General features: G+C 63.2%; 16 protein-coding genes. 10 read left to right on the top strand and 6 right to left on the bottom strand.

Going from position 1 to position 18,703, the window contains the following annotated elements:
• The first annotated feature begins 111 nt into the window (after positions 1 to 111).
• A complete protein-coding gene (locus AAHM40_RS00325) occupies positions 112 to 1,554 on the top strand; it encodes an HDOD domain-containing protein (RefSeq protein ID WP_342242933.1) in 1,443 nt (480 codons plus the stop codon).
• A 96-nt stretch (positions 1,555 to 1,650) separates the two neighbouring features.
• On the opposite strand, the gene AAHM40_RS00320 is transcribed toward AAHM40_RS00325, so the two are convergent.
• Together AAHM40_RS00320 and gloB are read right to left on the bottom strand one after the other, a co-directional pair.
• Complete coding sequence (locus tag AAHM40_RS00320) at positions 1,651 to 3,237, bottom strand: LysM peptidoglycan-binding domain-containing protein (RefSeq protein WP_342242932.1); 1,587 nt, start codon at positions 3,235 to 3,237, stop codon at positions 1,651 to 1,653.
• A 98-nt stretch (positions 3,238 to 3,335) separates the two neighbouring features.
• Positions 3,336 to 4,115, bottom strand: coding sequence for a hydroxyacylglutathione hydrolase (gene gloB, locus AAHM40_RS00315; protein ID WP_342242931.1), 780 nt, complete (start codon positions 4,113 to 4,115; stop codon positions 3,336 to 3,338).
• Between the two features lie 61 nt (positions 4,116 to 4,176).
• Between gloB and AAHM40_RS00310 the strand changes: the two genes are divergently transcribed.
• From AAHM40_RS00310 to AAHM40_RS00290, 5 genes are all read left to right on the top strand, one after another.
• Positions 4,177 to 4,941 carry a methyltransferase domain-containing protein gene (locus AAHM40_RS00310; protein WP_342242930.1) on the top strand — a complete coding sequence of 255 codons (765 nt, stop codon included), beginning with the start codon at positions 4,177 to 4,179 and terminating at the stop codon, positions 4,939 to 4,941.
• The gene (rnhA, locus tag AAHM40_RS00305) at positions 4,942 to 5,385 is read left to right on the top strand and encodes a ribonuclease HI (protein WP_342242929.1); all 444 of its coding nucleotides are present in this window, start codon (positions 4,942 to 4,944) and stop codon (positions 5,383 to 5,385) included.
• Between the two features lie 40 nt (positions 5,386 to 5,425).
• Complete coding sequence (gene dnaQ / locus AAHM40_RS00300) at positions 5,426 to 6,163, top strand: DNA polymerase III subunit epsilon (RefSeq protein WP_342242928.1); 738 nt, start codon at positions 5,426 to 5,428, stop codon at positions 6,161 to 6,163.
• Positions 6,164 to 6,267: 104 nt separating this feature from the next.
• Positions 6,268 to 8,523, top strand: a complete 2,256-nt coding sequence (locus tag AAHM40_RS00295) for an arginine/lysine/ornithine decarboxylase (RefSeq protein ID WP_342242927.1) — start codon at positions 6,268 to 6,270, stop codon at positions 8,521 to 8,523.
• 20 nt (positions 8,524 to 8,543) lie between these two features.
• A complete protein-coding gene (locus AAHM40_RS00290; RefSeq protein WP_342242926.1) occupies positions 8,544 to 9,905 on the top strand; it encodes an amino acid permease in 1,362 nt (453 codons plus the stop codon).
• Here the strand turns inward: AAHM40_RS00290 and nhaB are convergent.
• The gene (gene nhaB, locus AAHM40_RS00285) at positions 9,889 to 11,391 is read right to left on the bottom strand and encodes a sodium/proton antiporter NhaB (RefSeq protein WP_342242925.1); all 1,503 of its coding nucleotides are present in this window, start codon (positions 11,389 to 11,391) and stop codon (positions 9,889 to 9,891) included. The two genes, AAHM40_RS00290 and nhaB, sit on opposite strands and share 17 nt — an antisense overlap.
• A gap of 219 nt (positions 11,392 to 11,610) precedes the next feature.
• Here nhaB and AAHM40_RS00280 point away from each other — a divergent pair, with 219 nt between their 5' ends.
• The 3 genes from AAHM40_RS00280 to nudC are packed head-to-tail and all read left to right on the top strand — an operon-like array spanning position 11,611 to position 14,976.
• The gene (locus tag AAHM40_RS00280; protein WP_342242924.1) at positions 11,611 to 12,423 is read left to right on the top strand and encodes a crotonase/enoyl-CoA hydratase family protein; all 813 of its coding nucleotides are present in this window, start codon (positions 11,611 to 11,613) and stop codon (positions 12,421 to 12,423) included.
• A 38-nt stretch (positions 12,424 to 12,461) separates the two neighbouring features.
• Complete coding sequence (locus AAHM40_RS00275) at positions 12,462 to 14,141, top strand: ferrous iron transporter B (protein WP_342242923.1); 1,680 nt, start codon at positions 12,462 to 12,464, stop codon at positions 14,139 to 14,141.
• Between the two features lies 1 nt (position 14,142).
• Entirely contained in the window at positions 14,143 to 14,976 is an 834-nt protein-coding gene (gene nudC, locus AAHM40_RS00270) for an NAD(+) diphosphatase (RefSeq protein WP_342242922.1), read from the top strand.
• Here nudC and AAHM40_RS00265 read toward each other — a convergent pair.
• A complete protein-coding gene (locus AAHM40_RS00265; RefSeq protein WP_342242921.1) occupies positions 14,950 to 15,729 on the bottom strand; it encodes a TSUP family transporter in 780 nt (259 codons plus the stop codon). The two genes, nudC and AAHM40_RS00265, sit on opposite strands and share 27 nt — an antisense overlap.
• Positions 15,730 to 15,829: 100 nt before the next feature.
• On the opposite strand from AAHM40_RS00265, the gene AAHM40_RS00260 reads away from it, so the two are divergent.
• A complete protein-coding gene (locus AAHM40_RS00260) occupies positions 15,830 to 16,480 on the top strand; it encodes a hypothetical protein (protein WP_028627743.1) in 651 nt (216 codons plus the stop codon).
• A gap of 264 nt (positions 16,481 to 16,744) precedes the next feature.
• On the opposite strand, the gene AAHM40_RS00255 is transcribed toward AAHM40_RS00260, so the two are convergent.
• Both AAHM40_RS00255 and AAHM40_RS00250 read right to left on the bottom strand, forming a co-directional pair.
• Positions 16,745 to 17,512, bottom strand: a complete 768-nt coding sequence (locus tag AAHM40_RS00255) for an SDR family oxidoreductase (protein WP_028627742.1) — start codon at positions 17,510 to 17,512, stop codon at positions 16,745 to 16,747.
• Between the two features lie 25 nt (positions 17,513 to 17,537).
• Positions 17,538 to 18,608, bottom strand: a complete 1,071-nt coding sequence (locus AAHM40_RS00250) for a phosphotransferase family protein (RefSeq protein ID WP_342242920.1) — start codon at positions 18,606 to 18,608, stop codon at positions 17,538 to 17,540.
• Positions 18,609 to 18,703: the final 95 nt, after the last annotated feature.

The following is an 18,703-nucleotide window of genomic DNA, read 5'->3' as shown; positions in this document are numbered from 1 at the left end:
ACGGCAGGCAAGTACAGTAACAGCTTGTACAGGCAAGAAAAAAGGGCCAGCCTGCGGCTAGCTGGCCAGCATTCTGGCCACCATCCGGAAATTTTCGCAGAGGTGCCAATCTTGGGTGAACGCAGCCATGGTTTGCAGTCATGGATCGACCGCCTCAACGAGGCCGAATTGCCCGCCCTGGCCGCGGTGGTGCAGGATTTGCACCAGATGGCCCAACAGGACAAATCCTCCGTGCAGCAGTTGGCCGATGTGCTGCTGCGTGACGCGACCCTGACGTCCAAGGTGCTGAAGGTCGCCAACAGCGTCTATTACAATCCCTCCCAGGAGGCGATCCGCACGATCTCCCGCGCCATCGTACTGATCGGTTTCGAGAATGTGCGCCTGATTGGTCTCTCAGTGAGCCTGATCGACAGCCTGCTGACTCGCGGCCCGCGGGAGCAGTTGCCAGCACTCCTGGCGCGTTCCTTCCATGCTGCAGTGCAGGCACGCAACATTGCAGGCTACCTGCTGGCGCGCAGCCAGGAAGAGGTGTTCATAGCTGCCCTTCTGCACAACCTGGGGGAGCTGGCGTTCTGGGGCTGTGGCGGCGATCAGGCCGATGAGCTGGCCGCCGCCTTGGTGCAACCGGGGATCGACGAAGAGCAGGCCGTACGCGACGTGCTGGGTACCAGCTTTCGCCAACTGACCTTGGGTCTGGTGCGTAGCTGGAACCTGGGGGAACTGGCGAGCCTCGCCCACGCCGGCTCGTCCCAGAGCGACCCTGCGGTGAAGGCTGTGAGCTTGGGCGTGCGCATCAGTGAGTCGGCCCTGCAGGGTTGGGACTCTCCCGCCATGACGCTACTGGTGGAACAGTTTGCCAGCCTGGTGGGCCTCGGTCGGGAGGAGGCGATGCAGCAGGTTCTGGCCAATGCCGATGAGGCGGTCAAGGTGGCGACGACCTTTGGCGCCAGCAAGCTTTGCCACCTGATTCCCCATACCGACCCGGAACAGATTCGCGTTCAGCGCGAGCAGCGCCAGGCACGGTTGCTTCAACCCAACCTGCTGGTCATGCAGCAGGCCCTGCAGGAACTGGGCATGCTGGTGTCGCGCAAGGCCGACGTCAACCTGGTGCTGGATACCCTGCTCCAGGGCTTGCACAGGGGGGCCGGGATAGAGCGGGTAATGGTGGCGGTGCTGGCAGACCAGCGCAGTCGCTTCACGGCGCGCCGCGCAGTGGGTGAGGGTAGCGAGCGTTGGCTGAGTGACTTCGCCTTACCGGCCGACCTGCCCGAGCAGGCCAACCTGTTCAGCTACGTCTTGCGTACCCGCGAGACCCTGTGGATGGGCGTTCCCGCCAGTTACAGCCTGAACGACCTGGTGACGCGCCCGATGCGCGAGTGGTTGGGGCAGGGGATGTTCTTTGTCGCGCCACTGCTGGCCGGCAAGCGCGAGATCGGGGTGATCTACGCCGATTGCCGACTTTCGGGCCGGGCGCTGAGGCATGAGCAGTTCGTGGCATTTCAGCATTTCGCCCAGGCAGCGGGGCGGTGCCTGGCGGCGATGGCGCAGAAATAGTCGCGGGCAGAGGGCGCGAGGTCCAGCGTGCGGGCTGCAGGTGATACTGGACCGCGCCTTGCTCGGCGTCCATCTACGCCGAGTGGGTCGAGGGCGTCAGGGCAGGTAGACGGTCAGGGTCTGGCCCGGCTTCAGGCCGGTGCCACTGCGCGGATTCCAGCGTTGCAGGTGTTTCATCTCGACGTTGAAGCGCTTGGCGATCAGGTAGAGGGAGTCGCCCTGCTTGACCTTGTAATAGGTCACTGATTCACGGTCCTTGCCCTTGGACTTGCTGCCTTGGCTGGCGCTGGCGACCTGAATGGCGCCGCCTTGCAGTTTCAGGACCTGACCGGCCTTGAGGTGATTGCCCTTGAGCTGGTTCCAGCGCTTGATGTCCTGCACATTCACCTTGTACTCGCGGGCGATGGTCCAAAGGTTATCGCCACTCCTCACCTTGTGGCTGCGCGTCGGGGCGGGTGCAGGAGCACTGGCGACGTTCTGGAACAGCGGCTGCCCGGGCTTCAGTCCAGGCTCGACCGGAATGCTCAGTTGCTGGCCCACACGCAGGTGGTTGCCGGAAAGGCCATTGATTTCCTTCAGGGTCTTGACCGTTACGTGATAGCGGTTAGCGATGCCGTGCAGGCTGTCGCCATTACGCACTCGATACTGCTGCCAGTCCACCAGCTCCTGGGGCTTCATCAGGGCGAGGTTGGCGGTCAGCAGCTCGGCCTTCTCGGTCGGCACCAGCAAGTGTTGCGGGCCGTCCATGGTGATGCGTTTCTTGAAGGCCGGGTTGAGCTGGTACATCTCGTCGGCTTCCATGTCGGCCAGCTCGGCCACCTGCGACAGGTCGAGGCGCTGCTGCTTGACTTCCACCACTTCGAAGTAGGGTTCGTTGGCGATGGGATTGAGGTTCACGCCATAGGCTTCAGGTGCCATCACCAGTTGCGATAGTGCCAGCAGCTTGGGCACATAATCCTGGGTTTCCTTGGGCAGCGGCAGGTTCCAGTAGTCGGTCGGCAGGCCGAGCTTCTGGTTGCGCTCGATGGCCCGGCTGACGGTGCCTTCGCCCGCATTGTAGGCGGCCAGTGCAAGCAGCCAGTCGCCGTTGAACATCTCGTGCAGGCGTTCCAGGTAGTTCAGCGCGGCGTTGGTGGAGGCGGTGATATCGCGACGGCCGTCGTACCAGTTGGTCTGGCGCAGGTTGAAGTAGCGGCCCGTGGACGGAATAAACTGCCAGATGCCTACGGCATGGCTGCGCGAATAGGCAAAGGGGTTATAGGCGCTTTCCACCACCGGCAGCAGGGCAAGCTCCAGGGGCATGTTGCGCTCTTCCAGGCGCTCTACCACGTAGTGGATATAGAGGCTGCCACGCTCGCTGGCGCTTTCCAGGAAGGAGGGCTTGCTGACGTACCAGAGGCGCTGGCGCTCAATGCGCGGGTTTACGCCGATTTCATTCTGCAGCTTGAAACCGTTGCGCATGCGGTCCCAGATGTCCTGAGGCTCGCGCTCGGTTTCGGCTTCTTCCAGCCACTGGGGATGCTGGTTCATGCCCAGCGCGCGGTCGGTGTCGCGGCCCTGGTCATCGTCCCTCTGGCCCATGCCAGAACAGCCTGCAAGCGTAGCCGCGCACACCACGACGAGCGCTCGCGCGGCTCGTGCCAATGCATCCAGGTCGAAGGTTCTGAACGGCGTAGATAACATTGGCTGTGAGGTTTTTCCGGCAAAAAAGTTCGGCGATTCTAGAAATCGACCTATGGTTGGTCAAGTTTTCACCAGTCCGCCAAAGCTTGACCGAGTGTTCAGAACTGGTCTTTCCAGGCCCGAAGGGTGGCGAAGACCTCGGTTGGCGTAGGGTTATCCCGACCGGCCCGCTCGTCGGCCATTTGTTTAACGGATGTTTCGGTTACCCGCAGGAAGGGGTTGGTGGCCAGTTCCAGGGCAATGGTAGATGGCAAGCTGATCCCCCCTTGCTCGCGCAGCAGGGTGACTTCGTCAAATCGCATGGACGTAGCGCGGTTGGTGGGCTCCACGGCCTTGGCAAAACGCAGGTTGCTGAGCGTGTACTCATGGGTGCAGTAGATGCGCGTGGCCACCGGCAGTGCGGCCAGGCGGGTGAGAGAGTGGTGCATCTGTTCCGGGGTGCCTTCGAACAGACGGCCACAGCCGGCGGCGAACAGCGTATCGCCGCAGAACAGTAGCGGTTGCCTGGCGTCCGCATGGTAGTAAGCGATATGGCCCAGGGTATGGCCAGGGACTTCGATCACCTGGAACTCCAGGCCCAGTACCTGCACCCGGTCACCTTCGTTCAGGGCCTGGTCGCGCGAGGGGATCGTTTCCCGGGACGGCCCCAGCACGCGGGCGCCGCAGGCTTCCTTCAGGCGAACCACGCCGCCGATGTGATCGTGGTGGTGGTGGGTGACCAGGATGTCGGTCAGTTGCCAGCCGGGATGGGTTTCAAGCCAGGCCAGTACCGGCCCGGCGTCACCCGGGTCGACCACCGCGCAGCGGCGGGTTTCGGCATCTTGCAGCAGCCAGAGGTAGTTGTCGGAAAAGGCGGGGAGGGCATCGATCTGGATCATGAAGGGAGTCGCCAAGCAGAGAGCAATGGAGCATCTTAGGGCTCTGACGCAGGAGATTGCCATGACCGAGAAAGCATTCGCTCAAGCCGATGCCGACTGGCTCGAGCTGATCACCGGGGCTCGTTCCTGGTTCGCAGGCCCCTTGGGCGGGTTGATGCTGTTCGAAGAGCAGCGGTTGCTGGAGGACGAACTGGCGCGCTACTTCGGCGGTTACCTGGTGCATTACGGCCCGCGCGCGGAGTTACCGCCCGGCGCCAAGCAGATCCAGCGCAGCGTCCACTTGGGTGCGCCCCTTCCAGGGGTGGAAATCGCTTGCGAAGAGGCCGCCTGGCCCTTGAGCGAGCATGCCGCCGACGTGGTGGTGCTGCAGCACGGTCTGGATTTCTGTCTTTCTCCCCATAGCCTGTTGCGCGAGGCTGCCCGCAGTGTGCGGCCCGGCGGTCACCTGATCATCGTCGGGGTCAATCCATGGAGTGCCTGGGGCGTGCGCCATTTCTTCGCTCGCGACGCCCTACGCCAGGCGCGCTGCATCTCGCCTACGCGGGTCAATGACTGGCTCAACCTGCTGGGGTTCGCGCTGGAGAAACGACGCTTCGGGTGCTATCGTCCGCCGCTCGCTTCGGCCACCTGGCAATCCCGCCTGGCCCGCCTGGAGCGTTGGGGCGCCGCCGGACAAGGATTCGGTGCGGGCTTCTATCTATTGGTGGCGCGCAAGCTGGTGATCGGCCTGCGGCCATTGCGTCAGGCCCGGCGCGAGCCCATGGGCAAGCTGGTTCCCATGCCGGTTGCCAAGGTCAGCCGGTGCGATTCGAAACATGAGGCATAAGTGAGCGATCTGGTCGAGATCTATACCGATGGCGCCTGCAAGGGCAATCCCGGCCCTGGCGGCTGGGGTGCGCTGCTGGTCTACAAGGGCGCCGAGCGCGAACTTTGGGGTGGCGAGCGCGATACCACCAACAACCGCATGGAGCTGATGGCCGCCATCATGGGGCTGGTCGCGCTCAAGCGCTCATGCGAGGTAAAAATCATCACCGATTCCCAGTACGTGATGCAGGGCATCACCGAATGGATGCCCAACTGGAAGAAGCGTGGCTGGAAGACCGCGGCCAAGCAGCCGGTGAAGAATGCCGATCTCTGGCAGGCCCTGGACGAGCAGGTGAATCGCCACACCGTGCGCTGGCAGTGGGTGCGCGGCCATACCGGCCACCCCGGCAACGAGCGGGCCGACCAGTTGGCCAATCGGGGTGTCGCTGAATTGAATGCCCGCTAGAATTCTGCCCTTGCGGCAATCTCCTTCATAGGTTCTGAACATGCGTTATGTAGTCCTCGACACTGAAACCACCGGCATGCCGGTTACCGATGGTCACCGGGTCATCGAGATCGGCTGCGTCGAGATGGAAGGCCGGCGCCTGACCGGGCGGCACTTCCACGTTTATCTGCAACCCGATCGCGAGGTGGATGAAGGCGCCATCGCGGTACACGGCATCACCAACGAGTTCCTGGTGGGCAAGCCACGCTTCAAGGATGTTGCCGATGAATTCTTCGAATTCATCAAGGGCGCCGAGCTGATCATCCACAACGCGGCGTTCGACATCGGCTTCATCAATAACGAGTTCGCCCTGCTGGGGCAGTCCGACCGCAGCGACGTCACCGAGCACTGCACAGTGCTCGACACCCTGATGATGGCCCGCGAGCGCCATCCGGGGCAGCGCAACAGTCTGGACGCCCTGTGCAAGCGCTACGACGTCGACAACTCCAACCGCGAGCTGCACGGCGCATTGCTCGACGCCGAGATCCTCGCCGACGTCTATCTGGCGATGACCGGTGGCCAGACCAACCTGTCCCTCGCTGGCGATGGTGGCGACGGCAGCGGTGGCCGTGCTCAGGCTTCGCCGATTCGTCGTCTACCGGCCGATCGCGCACGCAGCCGAGTGATTCGCGCCAGCGAAGAAGAGCTGGCCGCCCATGCTTCCCGCCTGGCGGCCATCGAAAAGTCCGCCGGCTCACCCGCACTCTGGGTTCAGATGGACGCGTCTCCGGCTTCCTGATTGCGACCTTTACGTACAGCCAGTGGCAGCAGGGGTACCGCCCCTGCGAACGAGCTTCTACCCTGAGGGCATAGGCGGGCAGGCCCGCCCCTCAGGGAGCCACAATGTATAAAGAGCTCAAGTTCCCCGTCCTCATCGTCCACCGCGACATCAAGGCCGACACTGTTGCCGGCGACCGGGTGCGCAGCATCGCCCGGGAGCTCGAGCAGGAAGGCTTCACCATTCTCTCCACCGCCAGCTCCGCCGAAGGGCGCATCGTCGCCTCGACCCACCATGGTCTCGCCTGCATCCTGGTCGCCGCTGAAGGCGCCGGGGAGAACCAGCGGCTGTTGCAGGACGTGGTGGAATTGATTCGTGTTGCGCGGGTGCGTGCGCCGCAGTTACCGATCTTCGCCCTCGGTGAACAGGTGACCATCGAGAATGCGCCGGCCGAGGCCATGGCCGACCTCAACCAACTGCGCGGCCTGCTTTATCTTTACGAAGACACCGTGCCTTTCTTGGCACGCCAGGTGGCCCGCGCCGCTCGCAGTTATCTGGAAGGGTTGCTGCCGCCGTTCTTCCGCGCCTTGGTGGAGCACACCGCGCAGTCCAATTACTCCTGGCACACGCCGGGGCATGGCGGCGGCGTGGCTTATCGCAAGAGCCCGGTAGGCCAGGCGTTCCACCAGTTTTTTGGCGAAAACACGCTGCGCTCGGACCTTTCGGTATCGGTACCAGAACTGGGGTCTCTGCTCGATCACACCGGTCCGCTGGCCGAAGCCGAAGCGCGGGCATCGCAAAACTTCGGTGCCGACCACACGTTCTTCGTGATCAACGGCACCTCTACTGCGAACAAGATCGTCTGGCACTCCATGGTGGGCCGCGATGACTTGGTGCTTGTGGACCGCAACTGTCACAAGTCCATCGTCCACTCGATCATCATGACAGGCGCCATTCCGCTGTATCTGACGCCGGAGCGCAACGAGTTGGGCATCATCGGGCCGATCCCGCTCAAGGAGTTCAGCCGTGAGTCGATCCAGGCAAAAATCGACGCCAGCCCCCTGGCCAAAGGCCGCGCGCCCAAGGTCAAGCTGGCAGTGGTGACCAACTCCACCTATGACGGCCTCTGCTACAACGCCGAGCTGATCAAGCAGGCCCTGGGCGACTCGGTGGACGTGCTGCATTTCGATGAGGCCTGGTACGCCTATGCCGCCTTCCACGAGTTCTACGCTGGGCGCTACGGCATGTGTACCGGCCGGGATGAACGCTCGCCGCTGGTATTCACCACCCATTCCACCCACAAGCTGCTGGCGGCGTTCAGCCAGGCTTCGATGATCCACGTGCAGGATGGCGGGGCGCGCCAGCTGGACCGGCATCGTTTCAACGAAGCCTTCATGATGCACATCTCCACCTCGCCCCAGTACGGCATCATCGCCTCGCTCGATGTGGCGTCGGCGATGATGGAAGGCCCCGCCGGGCGTTCTCTGATCCAGGAAACCTTCGACGAGGCGCTGCGTTTTCGCCGGGCACTGGCCAATGTGCGACAGAACCTCACGACGGACGACTGGTGGTTCGGCATCTGGCAACCGCCGCTGGTGGAAGGCGCCGACAGCGTAGCCACGGTGGACTGGCTACTGCGCCCGGATGCTGATTGGCACGGCTTCGGCGATGTGGCGGAAGACTATGTGCTGATCGACCCGATCAAGGTCACGCTGGTAACGCCGGGCCTGACGGCCGATGGCAAGCTGGGCGACCAGGGCATTCCCGCAGCCGTTGTCAGCAAGTTCCTCTGGGAGCGTGGGCTGGTCGTGGAGAAGACCGGCCTCTATTCCTTCCTGGTGCTGTTCTCCATGGGCATTACCAAGGGCAAGTGGAGCACGCTTCTCACTGAGCTGTTGGAGTTCAAGCGCGGCTACGACGCCAACCAGAGCCTGGCCGAGGCGTTGCCTTCGATCGCCACCGCCCATGCGGCCCGTTATGCCGGCATGGGGTTGCGCGACCTCTGCGACGCGTTGCATGCCTGCTACCGCAACAGCGCCACGCCGAAAGCGTTGCGACGCATGTACACGAAACTGCCGGAGCTGGCGATGAAGCCCGCCGATGCCTACGACAAGCTGGTGCGTGGCGAGGTGGAGGCCGTGCCGCTGGATAAGCTGCAAGGGCGCATTGCTGCAGTGATGCTGGTGCCCTATCCGCCGGGCATACCGCTGATCATGCCGGGTGAGCGCTTCACCCCGGAAACCCGCGCAATAATCGATTACCTGGAGTTCGCGCGCATCTTCGACCTGAGCTTCCCTGGCTTCGATATCGATGTGCACGGCCTCAACTGTCAGGAAAGTCCTACAGGTCGCTGCTATACAGTGGACTGCATCAAGGAATAAATCGGCCAGCGGGGAACGCGATGGCGACTGGGGAAGGGGAGAAGACGCGGGGCAGCATGGGCTTCTGGACCTGCACCGCGCTGGTGGTCGGCAACATGATTGGTTCGGGGGTGTTCCTGTTGCCTTCCAGCCTCGCGGCCTACGGTGGGCTCAGCCTGTTCGGCTGGCTGATCTCCAGCACTGGCGCCGTGATCCTTGCCCTCACCTTCGCCCGCCTGGCACGGCTCAGCCCAGCGGCTGGCGGTCCTTACGCCTACACGCGAGACGGATTCGGCAACTTCGCCGGCTACCTTTGTGCCTGGACCTACTGGAAGGCGGCCTGGATCGGCAATGCCGCCATCTCGGTGACGCTGGTGGGTTACCTGCAGGTATTCATTCCGGCCCTGCGTGACCCGGTGCTGATGGTGGCTACGGCGATCGGCGCCATCTGGCTCTGTACCTTGATCAACCTGCGTGGCATTGGCGCCTTTGGCCTGGCGCAGAACCTGCTGACGGTGCTCAAGCTGGTGCCCCTGCTGCTGGTGGGCGTGCTGGGCTGGTTTTCCTTCAATCCCGAGTACTTGCGAATACCCGAGGCAAGCGAACTTCCAGGTGGGGTTGGTTATGCCCAGGCCATCGCCACCACGGCGGCGCTGACCCTCTGGTCCTTCATCGGCCTTGAGTCGGCGACCGTGCCGGCGGACCACGTGGACAACCCGAAGCGCACCATCCCGAGGGCCACGGTATTCGGCACCCTGGTGGCGGCCGGCGTGTACATCCTTTCCATCACTGCTGTGCAGGGCGTGTTGCCACCCGAGGTGCTGGCGCGCTCCACCGCACCCTTCGCCGACGCGGCGCGGGTGCTGGTAGGGGAGTGGGGCTACCACCTGGTGGCCGGCGGTGCGGTGATCGCGTGTCTCGGTGCGCTGAACGGCTGGGTCCTGCTGCAGGGCCAGATCCCCATGGCCACCGCCCGCGACGGCCTGCTGCCGGAGTCCCTGGCCAAGACCAACAAGCACGGTGTGCCGGCCAATGGCCTGCTGATTTCCGGGGTGCTGGTCACCGCGCTGGTGCTGGTGGATGGCCAGGGCGACCTGGTGGACGTGTTCAACGTGATCATCCTGCTCGGCACCATGACGGGCGTCGTGCCGTATGCCTTCTGTACCGCCGCCCTGCTGCAGCAGCTGGCGGTGAAACCCGGCGACTTCTCCGCGGGCGAACGTGGGCGGCTGGTGGCCATCGGCGTGCTGGGTTTCGTCTACTCCATCTGGGCTCTGTATGGCACCGGCGAGCAGGCCATCTTCTGGGGCTTCCTCGTGCTCATGGCCGGTATCCCGCTCTACACCTGGCGCCAGTGGCGAAACCGGGTGCAGGCAGACGCCGCCGTCAGAGCCAATGGCTGACAGCCCACCAGCCGAGCACGCCCATCACGATGGTGTAGGGCAGCGCCATCCACACCATGCGTCCGTAAGAAAGGCGCACCAGCGGCGCGATGGATGAGGTGAGCAGGAAGAGGAAGGCTGCCTGACCATTGGGGGTCGCCACACTGGGCAGGTTGGTGCCGGTATTGATGGCCACTGCCAGGATGTCGAAGTGCTCGCGGGTCATGCCGCCGGAGTCCAGCACGTTCTTCACTTCAGTGATGTAGATGGTGGCGACGAAGACGTTGTCGCTGATGGCCGAGAGCAGGCCATTGGCGATGAACAACATGCCTGGCTGCTCATTCGCCGGCAGTGCCAGCACCGCTTGAATGATCGGGGTGAACAGGTGCTGCTGCTGGATGACCGCCACCACCGCGAAGAATGACACCAGCAGGGCGGTGAAGGGCAGGGCGTCCTGGAAGGCGCGGCCGATCTGGTGCTCGTCGGTGATGCCGTTGAAGCTGGTGATCAGCACGATCACCAGCAGGCCAATCAGGCCCACCTCTGCCAAGTGCAGCGCCAGGCAGAGGATCAGGATCAACGCCGCTGCACCTTGAACCATTAGCGCAAGCTGCTGGGCTTGGGTGCGTCGTGCATTCTCTTCCTGAGCGAAGTCGGCCAGGACCTGCCGCACGCTGCCAGGCAACTCGGCGCCATAGCCGAACCAGCGCAGCTTCTCCAGCAGCACGCAGGTCAGCAGGCCCGCCGCCAGTACTGGCATCGATACCGGGGCTACCCGCAGGAAGAATTCCTTGAAATGCCAGCCGGCCTCATGACCGATCAGCAGGTTCTGCGGTTCGCCCACCAGGGTGCAGACCCCGCCCAGCGCAGTGCCCACGGCGGCATGCATCAGCAGGCTGCGGAGGAAGGCGCGAAACGTTTCAAGGTCCTCGCGGCTGGAGCCGGCCACGTCACTGTCCGAGTCGGGGCTGTGCTCGTCGCCCGCGCCCTTGCCCGAGGCGACGCGGTGGTATACCCCGTAGAAACCCAGGGCGACGCTGATGATCACCGCGGTTACGGTCAGGGCATCGAGGAAGGCCGACAGGAAGGCCGCCAACAGGCAGAACATCAGCGCCAGCACGGTCTTGCTGCGCACCCCGAGCAGCAGTCGGGAGAACAGCAGGAGCAGCAGGTCCTTCATGAAATAGATCCCCGCCACCATGAACATCAGCAACAGGAGCACCGGGAAGTTGTGTTCGAGCTCCTTGTACACCGCATCGGGAGTCGCCAGACCGAGTAGCAGGGCCTGTATCACGAGCAGGCCACCGGGCAGCAGCGGATAGCACTTGAGCGCCATCGCCAGGGTGAAGATGAACTCGCCCACCAGCAGCCACGAACACAGAACGGGGCCCAGCATCCAGAGCACCAGCGGGTTCAGCACCAGGAACGCGATGATCGACAGCTTGTACCAACGGGGCGAGTTGCCGAGGAAGTTGCGACCGAGTGCGGCGGCGGGCGAGGCGGGCATCGAGGTTGTCCTTGGTTTTGTAATTGTTGGAAGGCGCTGGGAAGGTGCCAGCCCGGTCCCTGTAGATCAAGCGTTTAAGCCGGGTTTTCGATTTGAAGTGGCAGTTGCATGGCGTGGCCTGCGTCACAGTGGGCAGCATCGACTTTTACTTCGTGCTTGTTATAGTTGCCGGGCTTCCTGAACGACTCCATTTTTGTGGCGCACGCCGAGGACTGACCCGTGCCTGATTACAAAGCCTTCCGCGTAGAGTTGGCAGACAAGATCGCCCATGTGCAGATCAACCGTCCGGAAAAGATCAACGCGATGAACGCCGATTTCTGGAAAGAAATCGTCGAGATCTTCCGCGAGATCGAAGACAACGACGAAGTGCGGGTGGTGGTGATTTCTGGCGCGGGTAAGCATTTCTCCTCCGGCATCGACCTGATGATGCTGGCCTCGGTCGGCGCCCAGCTTGGTCCAGATGCCGGTCGCAACGCACGTGCCCTGCGCCGCAAAATTCTCGAACTGCAGGCCTCGTTCAACGCCATCGACAACTGCAGCAAGCCGGTGATTGCGGCAATCCAGGGCTACTGCCTGGGCGGTGCCATCGACCTGATCTCCGCCTGCGATATGCGCTATTCGACAGTCGACGCGCAGTTCTCCATCAAGGAAATCGACATCGGAATGGCGGCTGACGTCGGCACTTTGCAGAGGCTGCCGCGGATCATCGGTGACGGCATGATGCGTGAGCTGGCCTACACCGGCCGCACCATCGACGGTGAAGAGGCGCAGCGCCTCGGGCTGGTCAACCGTACGTACTCCGACCAGGACAGCCTGCTCGATGGCGTGTTCGGCATCGCCCACGAGATTGCCGCCAAGTCCCCCATCGCAGTGCGCGGCACCAAGGAAATGATCCGCTACATGCGTGACCACCGGGTCGACGATGGCCTCGAGTACATCGCCACCTGGAACGCTGCCATGCTGCAATCGGCCGATTTGCGCGTGGCCATGACAGCCCACATGAGCAAACAGAAACCAGAGTTCGCTGACTGATGCGCTACCGCACACTCGCGCGGGAGGCGCATTAAGGCATGGTCACCGGAGTCACTTCGCTGGGGCTGGTGCGCGACGAATTGTTCGCCACCATGGAGCAGGCTGAACAGAGTCTCGAGCAGTTCATCGCCGAACGCCAGAATGGCGGCCTGTTGCAGCAGGCGGTGGAAGCCATGCACCAGGTGCGTGGCACACTCAAACTGATTGAGCTGACCGGCGCTGAACTGCTGGCCCAGGAGCTGCTGGACCAGGCGACGGACATTCCCACCGGGGCCGGTGAGGAGCGCGACGTCCAGTTGGCGGCCCAGAGCAATGCGCTGCACGTGCTGCGTCGCTACCTGGAAAACTTGGATGTGCACCGCCAGGAAATGCCTGAACTGCTGCTGCCGGCGATCAACGACCTGCGCCAGGCCGGCGGCCAGCCGCCGCTGCCGGAAAGCTATTTCTTCAGCGTGCGCCTGGACCAGACGCGCCAAGGGGCGACTGCATGCAGTTTGCCGGCTGGTGCTGATCGGGAGGCTTTGGCCCGACGTTTCCGTCAAGCCTACCAGCAGGGTCTGCTTGGCTTCCTGCGGGGTCAGAAGGTGCCCAGTGCCCTGCGCATGATGGAACGCGCCCTGGGCGGCCTGGAGCGCCTGTTCGCCGAGCAGTCCCGTGGCCGTCTCTGCTGGATCGGCGCGGCGGCCATTGAATCGCAGCTGGACGGCCAGTTGCTGGCGCGCAAGTCGCGCAAGCAACTGTTCTCGCGCCTGGACCGAGAGCTCAAGCTGCTATTGGCCAACGCTGCCTACGAGGCACCACGCAGCTTGCAGAAAGAACTCCTCTACCTGGTGGCGCTCGCCGACAGTCAGGGGCCGCGCTCCCGCGAGCTGCGCGAAGTCTTCGGCATGACCGCGCTACCGTTCTCCGATCAGCTCCTGGAACAGGAATACCAGCGCCTGTCCGGACCGGGGCAGGCGGTGATGCGTTCGCTGTCCTCGGCCATATTCGAAGAGCTGAACAGCGTCAAGGACATGATCGACCTGATCGAGCGTGGCACTGCGCCGATCGAGTCCTTCGAGAGTCTTCATACCCTGCTGGGCAAGCTGGCCAAGACTCTGGTCATGGTTGGCTTGAACTCCCCCGGCAACGCCTTGCAGTCGCAATTGCCGATGGTTGCCGCCTGGAACGCAAGCGCGCCGGTTGAGCCCAGCGAATTGCTCAAGCTGGCCGATGCCGTGCTCTATGTGGAAAGCATGGTGGCCGGTCTCGACAGTGGTGAGCGTCGGGGCGCGCGGCTGGTGGCTGAACCGGGGCACGAGGCGGAATCCTTCGCCAACCACCAACTGGCCGAAGCGCGTATCGTGGTACTGGACGAGGCCCAGGCCGGACTGGCCCTGGCCAAGCGCGCCATTACCGCCTACCTGGAGTCCAACGGCGAGAAACCGCACCTGGCCAACGTGCCGGTGAGTCTGCAGGCCGTTCGCGGAGGGCTCTGGTTCCTTGGCCAGGAGCGTGCTGCTGCCCTGGTCGGTGCCTGTGCCGAGTACATCCAACAGCAGATGCTGGAGACCCCTCTCATGCCTTCGGAGCAGATGTTGGAAACCCTGGCGGATGCCCTGACCAGCCTTGAGTACTACCTCGAAGGCGGCGCCGGCATGCGCCGTGGCTTCCAGGTCGACGTCCTCGACCTGGCTGCCAACAGTGTGCGGGCCCTGGGCCTGCCAGTGGCGGCCTGACATGGCCGGTGAACGCTGGCATTCAGGCTTGCTGGATGTCTCCAAGCCTGGAGGCTGGGCCGTGGCCCATTGTCGCCAGCAGTTTCTCACCGACAGCAACGGCGTGCTCTTCCCACGTGAGTGGCTGAAGCGCCAGGAACTGCCGGTGTTGGCCGAGCATGGTATCGGCCACTTCGACGGCGATTCCATCTACCTGCTTGAACTGGCCCATCCGGCTGAAGTGGCTGGTTGCCATTGGCAGGGCCTGCGCCAGGTCATGCTGCAGGGGGATCACGATGTCTTCCGCATGCTCGGCTATGCCAGTCAGATCGGAACCTGGGCTGACCAGAACCGGTTCTGTGGTAGCTGCGGCCAGCGCATGGAGCCGGTTGTGGGCGAGCGGGCGATGCGCTGTCCGAGTTGCGAAGTCCACCACTATCCGCGACTTTCGCCGAGCATGATCGTGCTGGTCAGTCGTGGCGATGAGCTTTTGCTGGCGCGTTCTCCGCGCTTCGTCAGCGGCGTCTACAGCACACTGGCCGGCTTCGTCGAACCGGGCGAGTCGGTGGAGGAGTGCGTGGCCCGCGAAGTGCGGGAAGAAGTCGGCGTGGAAATCGGCAATATCCAGTACATCGCCAGCCAGAACTGGCCTTTCCCGCATTCGCTGATGCTCGGTTTCCATGCTGAGTACCGTAGCGGCGAGATCGTGCCGCAACCGGGTGAGATAGAGGACGCCCGCTGGTTCCCCTTGGATGCGCTGCCGCCCTTGCCGGCGCAGCGCTCCATCGCGCGTTACCTCATCGACCTGTACGTGGCGCGGCGCCTCGGCTTAGCCGATCCAGTGCTGCCACGCTAGGCGCGCGGTCAGCGCCAACACCACCAGTATGAACACCGGACGGATGAACTTGGCGCCGCCCTTGATGGCGGTGCGCGCACCCAGGAAAGCACCTGCCATCAATGCCACGCCCATGCTGATGCCCAGCGCCCAGGCCACCTGTCCTGCGGCGATGAAGACCACCAGGGCCATGGCGTTGCTGACGAAGTTCATGCTGCGGGCGACGCCGCTTGCGCGCACCAGGTCCAACGGGTAGAGCAGCAGGCTGCTGACGGTCCAGAAGGCACCTGTGCCCGGGCCGGCCACACCGTCGTAGAAGCCGAGGCCGAGGCCCTGGGGCCACTGGCGGCCGCGAGGGATGACAGCATCCTGGCTATGCGCCACGTCCGGGGTCTTGCCGAATAGCAGGTACAGGCCGCATCCGAAGACCACCACCGGCAGCATCTGGTTGAGCCAGGCAGCGGGAAGCCAATGGGCGATCACCGCGCCCAGGGCGGCACCGATGGCGGTGGCAATCAGCGCATTGCGCCATTTGCCGGGATCGAACAATTTGCGCCGATAGAAGGTGAAGCTGGCGGTGGCCGAGCCGAAGGTGGCGCAGAGTTTGTTGGTGCCCAGTACCAGGTGCGGCGGCAGCCCGGCGGTAAGCAAGGCGGGGATGGTCAGCAGTCCGCCGCCACCGGCGATGGCGTCGATGAATCCGGCAAGAAAGGCGACAGCGGCGAGAATCGCCAGTGTGGCGGGATCGACCGCCAGCTCGAAGGGGAATGGCATGGAAAACGAGGTCCGTGTCTACAACTGCCGCGTGGCTTGTGGCTGCGGCGTGGGGAGTTGCGCATAATGCCGGCATTTTCACGCATAAGGAATGGGCTCCATGCAGTATGACGGCCTGGCCTGGGCAACCGCCCTGCTGGCAGTGTTGGTCGCGGTGGTGGCGGGACGTATCCTCTTCGATCGCGGCTGGTTTCTGGGTTGGCTTCGCGGTACCTGCGGCCTGGCGTTCCTGGTTCTGGCGCTGCTGGTGGCATTGGTAGCCAAGGACCTGTGGAGCTACAACGCGCTGCCTGAAGACAAGCCGCTGGTGACCCTGAACTTCAAGTCCACGGGCCCGCAGAGCTACCAGGTCACGCTACTGGAGGGCGGCACCGAGCGTGAAGTGTTGCTGGATGGCGACCTCTGGCAACTGGATGCGCGACTGTTCAAGTGGAAAGGCCTGGGTGAGTTGCTCGGCCTGCAACCGGGCTACCGCCTGGAGCGACTATCGGGGCGCTTCCTCGCCATCGAACAGCAGGCGCTGGCCCAGCATCCTCGTGTGCAATTGGCGGCGAGTCCATACGGCGTTGATCTGTGGCGCTGGTTGCGACTGGCCCAGCGTGACTTCTTCCTGTTCGTGCCTGAGGCGCAGCGCGTGACCTACCTGCCAATGGCGGATGGAGCCGTCTACTCCGTGAGCCTGTCGCCCACAGGTCTGCTGGCCCAACCGTTGAATCAGGTGGCCAAGGAAGCATTGAAGGACTGGCGCTGATTCCGGATTTATTGTCTGGGAAACCGCACTGGGGGCGATTTAATTCGCGAACGAATTCGCACAGGATGCGAAGCCCAAAGATCGATTCAGCGGTAGGGTGGACCACGCTTCAGCGGTCCAACATTCGAGGCCCGGCATAGCGCAGCCGGTGGATGGAAAAGCGCCATCCACCCTACTGGATTGCGGCGTTGACATTGAATCTCCCATTAAATCACAGACATGAAAAAGGGAGCCCTCAGGCTCCCTTTTTCATGGGCGATATCCTCAGGAAAGGAAGCCACCGTCGACGTTCAGCGCAACGCCGGTGGTGTAGCTGGAGGCATCGCTGGCAAGGTAAAGGACGGTGCCTGCCATCTCGCTTGGGTCCGCGACGCGCTTGAGCGGGATGCGCTGCAGGGCGACATTGAGAATGGCATCGTTCTTCACCAGGGCCGAGGCAAACTTGGTGTCGGTGAGGCCGGGCAGCAGGGCGTTGCAGCGAATGCCGAACTGGGCGCATTCCTTGGCGAAGACCTTGGTCATGCTGATCACGGCGGCCTTGGTCACCGAATAGATGCCCTGGAACTCGCCCGGGGAAACGCCGTTGATGGAGGCGACGTTGATGATGCTGCCGCCGCCGTTCTGCTTCATCAGCTTGCCGCCTTCGATGGACATGAAGTAGTAGCCACGGATGTTCACGTCCACGGTCTTCTGAAAGGCCGACAGGTCGGTGTCCAGCACGTTGCAGAACTGCGGGTTGGTGGCGGCGTTGTTGACCAGGATGTCGAGGCGGCCGAACTTCTCGCGGATCTCGGCGAAGACGCTCTGGATCTGTTCCATTTCGCCAATGTGGCAGGCGATTGCGGTGGCCTGGCCGCCTTCTGCGATGATGGCGTCGGCAACGGCCTGGCAGCCTTCGATCTTGCGGCTGGAAACGATCACGTGGGCACCTTGCTGGGCCAGCAACTTGGCAATGGCTTCACCGATACCGCGGCTGGCGCCGGAAACAAAGGCGATCTTGCCGTCGAGGTCGAACAGATGGGTCTTGGACATGGGGTTCCCCTTGTTGTAAGCCGGTTTACAGCCGTGATTGGTTGATGACTTGCAGGCTCATCTGCTCCAGCAGCTTGTTCATGTGAATGAACTGTGCAAAGCGCTTGTCCTGGGTCTGCCCGTGGAAGTAGCGGTAGTAGATCTGCTGCACGATGCCGGCCAGGCGGAACAGGCCGTAGGTGTAGTAGAAGTCGAGGTTGTCGATGCGCGTCAGGCCGGCACGCTCGGCGTAGTAGTCGGCGAACTCCTGGCGGGTCAGCATGCCTGGCAGGTGGCTCGGCTGACGACGCATCAACTGCACGGGGGCCGGGTCTTTGGCTTCGATCCAGTAGGCAAGGGTGTTGCCCAGGTCCATGAGCGGATCGCCGATGGTGGTCAGTTCCCAATCCAGTACCCCGATGATCTCCATCGAGTTGTTCGGATCGAGGATCACGTTGTCGAAGCGGTAGTCGTTGTGGACGATGGCCGGCTTGTGGTGGTCGGCCGGCATCTTGTCGCGCAGCCACGCCTTGACCGGCTCCCAGGTCGGGGCGTCCGGGGTCAGGGCCTTCTCGTAGCGGTCGGTCCAGCCGGCGATCTGGCGCTGCACATAGCCTTCCGGCTTGCCCAGGTCGCCCAGGCCGCAGGCCTTGTAGTCGACATTGTGCAACTCCACCAGCTTGTCGATGAAGCTCAGGCACAGTTCGCGGGCCTGGCCTTCATCGAGCGTCATGTCGGCCGGCAGGTCGGCGCGCAGGATCACGCCCTTGACCCGTTCCATCACGTAAAACTCGGCGCCGATCACCGATTCGTCGGTGCAGTGCACATAGGCCTTGGGGCAGTAGGGGAAACCGGCGTTGAGCTGGTTGAGGATGCGGAACTCGCGGCCCATGTCGTGTGCGGACTTGGCCTTGTGGCCGAAGGGTGGGCGGCGCAGCACGAACTCCTGGTTGGGGTATTCCAGCAGGTAGGTCAGATTGGAGGCACCGCCAGGGAACTGGCTGATGCGCGGGGTGCCTGCCAGGCCGGGAATGTTGGCCTTGAGGTATTGGTCGATAACGGCGGCGTCGAGCTCTTCGCCTTCGCGGATACGGGTGGACTGATCAGTAAGCGTCATGCTTATCCCTTCTACTTATGATGGGGGCCCGAGACTATTCGCTAATCTAATGCCGCTTCAGGGGCGTCACAAGCCGAACTAGCCGTTATAGACAA

Origin of the sequence: Pseudomonas sp. OTU5201 (assembly GCF_038440135.1) — a bacterium.
Taxonomy (GTDB): Bacteria; Pseudomonadota; Gammaproteobacteria; order Pseudomonadales; family Pseudomonadaceae; genus Metapseudomonas; species Metapseudomonas resinovorans.
The sequence above is the reverse complement of the archived record's forward strand: the minus strand, read 5'-3'. Positions and strand labels throughout refer to the sequence as shown.